Below are 4780 nucleotides of genomic sequence, written 5' to 3'. Positions count from 1 at the left end.
CCGCCGGGGGCCAACCCGCCGGCGCACTTTTCTGGGGGTTCCTGGTGGCGGGTCCGGGCGCGGGGCCCGCCGTAATCTGCTTTGCCGTCCTTGCGCTTCTCGCTGGCCTTTTCCGAGCACGCAGCGCGACCAAGCGCGCGGCTGCGTGCCTCTGAAGACAGCGTCGAGCGCTTTGTGGGATGCCGTGGATGGGCTCGGTGCCGTCTGCGACGGTGCGGCACAGGTAACCGCATGGAGTCCCGATGTGAGACCTTCACCGGCTGAGTTCTGCAACAACGCCCACGAGCAACCCGGCGATGGGATGGCCGAGGAGTTTTTGGCGTGCACTGCTTAATCGAACAGTAAGGCCTGGGCATTATCTCTACAGCTCGTATGGAATATTTGGGTTGGCCGTAATGCGCTTGGTGGCAATGATATGTCTGGTTCTTGGTCCCCTGATCGCGGCACCGGTGTTGGCCTTAGCTGGCCGCCCCCTTCAGTCAGCGACCACATTTCTTGTTGTCGGACCAATGGACGGATTGCCTGAAATCTTGCGTCGCGCCGGCGGACGACCGATCGGCCCTGCAGGCGCACCGATTGCATTGCTGGCTGTTGCAGGCAGTCAGCCTGAGAGCTTTCCAGCGCGTTTGAGAATGGAAGGCGCTTGGTTGGTACTCGACGGCGCGATAGCAGCCCAACTTTGCGGAGTTTGAAATGAACACCACCAGCTCATCCCTGGAAGTCGCACAGGGAAAAGGTCTACGCTTGATCGGCTATCTGAACATTTTGCTGACGCCCGTCCCGGCGTTCGGAGCGTGGATGGCAGGTGTGTCACCTTGGCCGTTTTTGGTCATGTCTCTCGCAATTGCTGCCGTCACCATCAGCCTACAGCTACGTGGTGGGGGGATCGCGCGTCTGGCTGTGTCGCTCGGTGTGATGGGCCAACTGCCATTGCTGACTGCAGCGTTGTCCGGACATTCATGGCAGCTCGACACCCACCTGATCTATTTTGCCGTGCTGGCGACATTGGTCATATTGCAGGACCAGCGCGCGCTTCTCTTTGCATCGGCGATCGTCATTGTTCATCACGCGGTGTTGACGCTCTTTCTGCCGACTTTGATTTATCCAAGTAGTGGCTTGCTGATTGACGTATCGCGCCTGGCCCTTCACGGCACGGTCTGGGTGGCCGAAACCGGAGGTCTCTTCTATCTTCTGCGTGTGCAACTTGGCCAGCGCGAGCAGATTGAGCAAGAGGCAAAAAGCCTGTCCGACGCGTTGGAAAGCTCGCAGGAGCTGCAATTGAGTTTGACCAGGAAGGAAGCGGAACAGCTCGATGTCATGGAGCAGTTCAGCGCGGCTTTGACAAAACTGGCAGACGGGAACCTTACGACTCGGATCGACACAGAGTTTCCGGATCAGTTCGAGCCACTGCGCAACGAGTTCAATAGTGCGGTCAACGCGCTGTCGGTTGCGATGACCAGCGTCCAGGAAAACGCAGATTCAATCAAAATAGATACAAACAGCATTGCTTCGGCATCCGAAAGACTCGCCAAGAGGACAGAGGATCAGGCGAACGCCCTGGGCAATGTGACCTCGCAAATTGATGAAATCAGTGAAGTCATGACCGCAGCGTCAGAGCACGCCCAGCGTGTGGCGGTGGCGACAGGCCAGACGAGAGACGATGCGGAGAACGGCATGAAAGTGGTCGACGGTGCATTGGAAGCAATGGGACAAATAAAAAGTAGCTCTGACCGGATCCTTTCGGTTGTCGTTTTGATCGAAGACGTGGCGTTGCAGACCAACCTACTGGCGCTCAATGCCGGAGTGGAGGCCGCGCGGGCGGGGGCCGCTGGTCAAGGGTTTGCTGTTGTGGCATCGGAAGTTCGCGCGCTTGCAGGCAGGTCGTCGGAAGCTGCGAAAGAAATCAGTGATCTTATAAACGATAGTGCCCGCCAGGTTACGAACGGTGTCAAACTGGTCGAGAACGCTGGTTCCGCACTTCGCGGCGTTCTCGACGCAGTTCGCAATGCTCTGGACTCCATGCAAAACATCGCATCTACGGTCGGAACGCACGCACAAGGCATCGCAGATTTAAAACATACCATGGGCGAGCTTGACCAGCTTACTCAGCAGAATGCCGCCATGTTTGAAGAGACCTCCGCTGCAACGACGGCTTTGACTGCTGCGACGAATTTGCTCAGCGAAGTTGTGGCAAAATTTCAAAATGTCGCGGAGCAAGATGATTCCGAGCGGCTTCTCCGCCATGTCGCATAGATGTTAAACGCCAAGTTTTGAATGTGAAGTAGATTCTCAAATGAAGTGAAAAGTCTGTATAAAAACAGAAGCGTGCATGGAGACTGTGTGATGGGTCGTTGTGCCTTTTAGGCTCAGGACCCATTGATTTGAGCCGGAGGGCATGATTCACCGCACGAAAATAGAGCGGTAATATGTCTGATCTCTTCTGGCTGAGCGATGCGCAGATGGCGCGTCTAGAGCCCAGCTTCCCGAAGTCCCATGGCAAGCCGCGCGTTGATGATCGGCGCGTGTTGAGTGGGATTATCTTCATAAATCGTGACGGCTTGCGGTGGCGCGATGCCCCTGCCGCATACGGCCCCCACAGTTGAAGGCGACCGTGGCCCCAGTGGGGCCGCGAAAGCGCCGGAAACGCTCCACAATCGTTGGAAGCGGTGGAGGTGAGTGGCTGAACGCCATCGGTCCGAGAGAAGCCACGAACAGGGCATCTTCGCGAAGATGATGGCGGGACTGGTTGCCGGGCACGGCGAGAAGAAGACCGTAATGATCGAAGTGATCAGGCGAACGCCATGCGTTCGAGTGAGCCTGCGCAAGTACCTGAAGGCTCACCGCACGGCGTGCAGTCTGGGCGTCAAAAAGGGGGGCGCGGCCGCCTGATCGGTCGCACCAAGGGCGGCATGAACACCAAGCTGCATGCCATCTGCGACAGCAACGGCCGCCCGATCAGTTTCTTCGTCTCCGCTGGCCAAGTCAGTGACTACATCGGGGCGCGAGCGTTGCTCAGCAGCCTGCCCGATGTCGACTGGCTGCTCGGAGATCGGGGCAACGACGCCGATTGGTTCCGAGAAGCGTTGCAAGACAAAGGGATACGCGCCTGCATCCCGGGCCGGAAGCAACGCAAGACAACCGTGAAATACGACAAACGCCGCTACAAACGCCGGAACCGTATCGAGATCATGTTCGGCAGGCTCAAGGACTGGCGCCGTGTCGCAACCAGATATGACAGATGCCCAAAGGCCTTCTTCTCCGCCATCGCTCTCGCCGCAAACGTCATCTATTGGCTATGAGTCCAGAGCCTAGGCTCAAATTGGCTACAGACCAGTTTACACTCTCTCGCGGTGATCACCTTCCTGCTCACTCTCCGCCTGCTCCACCGCCCAGCTCGTGGCGGCCTCCACGGCGACGAGTGACGTCGTGGGCAGCACGGTCAGGTAGCTGTCGGTGTCCTGGTCCTTGACGCGCGGGCGCTGGGTCATGCGGTAGAGGGCGTAGGCGGAGATCCCGGCGAAGGTTCCCGTCAGGATGACCCAGAACCCTTGCGGCCCGAGCATCTGCATGGCCCAGCCGCAGAGCAGGGGCCCCGCGATCGCGCCGATGCCGAAGACGAAGACCAGGCCTCCCGACGCCGCGGGCATGTCGTCGGGCGGCAGGTCGTCGTTGGTATAGGCCAGGAACAGCGAGTAGAGCGGGGTCGTCACGCCTCCGGCGAAGAAGGCGGCGAGGAGCAGCATGTCCGAGCGTCCCTCCGTCATCAGGCCGAAGGCGCAGGCGGCCGCGCCCAGGGCGGCGGCTCCGAAGATCAGCTTGCGGCGGTCCATGATGTCCGAGAGCCAGCCGATCGGGTATTGCAGGAACAGCGCGCCGGCGAAGAGCATGGCGACGAAGAGCGCGATCTGCGGGGTCGAGAGGCCGATCTGGGTGCCGAAGACCGCGCCCATGCCCGACTGCGTGGCGTAGATCCCGCCCAGGAGGAAGGTGCCGACGGTGCCGAGCGGCGCGTGGCCGAAGAGCTCCTTCAGCGACATGGCGCGGGTGACGGTCACGGCCGGGGTGGGTGAGACCGACAGCAGGATCGGGCCGAAGGACAGCGAGACCAGGATGGAGGCGGCGATGAAAAGCGCCGAGGTCGCCGCGTCGCCGAGCGTCAGGAGTGCCTGCGCGCCGATGACACCGAGCGTCTGGGCGATCATGTAGGCCGACAGGATCTTGCCGCGGGTGTCGTTGGTGGCAGCGTGGTTCAGCCAGCTCTCGGCCGCCACGTAGACCCCGGACATGCAGAAGCCGATGAGCAGGCGCAGGGGTGTCCAGGCCCAGACCTCGGTCGCGAGGGGCAGGGCGATCAGGCCGGCGGACATGAAGCTGCCAAGGGCCGCGAAGACACGCACGTGCCCCACGCGGCGAATCAGCACCGGGGTGACTCGGGCGCCGGAGAGGAAGCCGATGTAGTAGCCCGAGGTGATGATCGCGAGCGCGCCGGTGGAGAATCCCTCGATGTCCCCGCGCAGACCGATCAGGGTGAACTGCATGCCGTTTCCCAGCATGATGAGGAATGTTCCGAGAAGCAGCGCCCAGACGCTGCCGAGGACCGAGATCATGAGGCGCCTTCCGTTTTCCGAGGGAATTGCGCTCTCATCGTCGCACGGGAACCCCTGCGCTGTGAACGCCAGTGCGTCGTCAGCGGTGCGCTTTGCGACATCGCGGAGAGGTGACCGGTGTTTGGTCGCCGGGGCTGAACGATTCAGCAGGGGTGAGGCGGCGCAGGGCAGAA

Annotated in this window: 2 protein-coding genes and 1 pseudogene; 2 read left to right on the top strand and 1 reads right to left on the bottom strand. The window is 60.7% G+C overall.

Features of this window, described 5'->3' with window-relative positions; translation table 11 throughout:
* Positions 1-693: 693 nt before the first annotated feature.
* Both HC022_RS19240 and HC022_RS19235 read left to right on the top strand, forming a co-directional pair.
* On the top strand, positions 694-2253 hold the full coding sequence (locus HC022_RS19240) for a methyl-accepting chemotaxis protein (protein ID WP_175583648.1): 1560 nt from the start codon (positions 694-696) through the stop codon (positions 2251-2253).
* Between the two features lie 173 nt (positions 2254-2426).
* Positions 2427-3299: pseudogene (locus HC022_RS19235) on the top strand (IS5 family transposase).
* Positions 3300-3335: 36 nt separating this feature from the next.
* Here HC022_RS19235 and HC022_RS19230 read toward each other — a convergent pair.
* Positions 3336-4607, bottom strand: a complete 1272-nt coding sequence (locus tag HC022_RS19230) for an MFS transporter (RefSeq protein WP_167453491.1) — start codon at positions 4605-4607, stop codon at positions 3336-3338.
* Positions 4608-4780 lie beyond the last annotated feature (173 nt).

The sequence above is a fragment of the Salipiger sp. HF18 genome, assembly GCF_011806505.1.
GTDB lineage: Bacteria > Pseudomonadota > Alphaproteobacteria > Rhodobacterales > Rhodobacteraceae > Salipiger > Salipiger thiooxidans.
The sequence above is the reverse complement of the archived record's forward strand: the minus strand, read 5'-3'. Positions and strand labels throughout refer to the sequence as shown.

Excerpts from the sequence above, each read along its gene's own strand:
- HC022_RS19240 (WP_175583648.1), top strand. The coding sequence starts at position 694 with ATGAACACCACCAGCTCATCCCTGGAAGTCGCACAGGGAAAAGGTCTA.
- HC022_RS19230 (WP_167453491.1), bottom strand. The coding sequence starts at position 4,607 with ATGATCTCGGTCCTCGGCAGCGTCTGGGCGCTGCTTCTCGGAACATTC.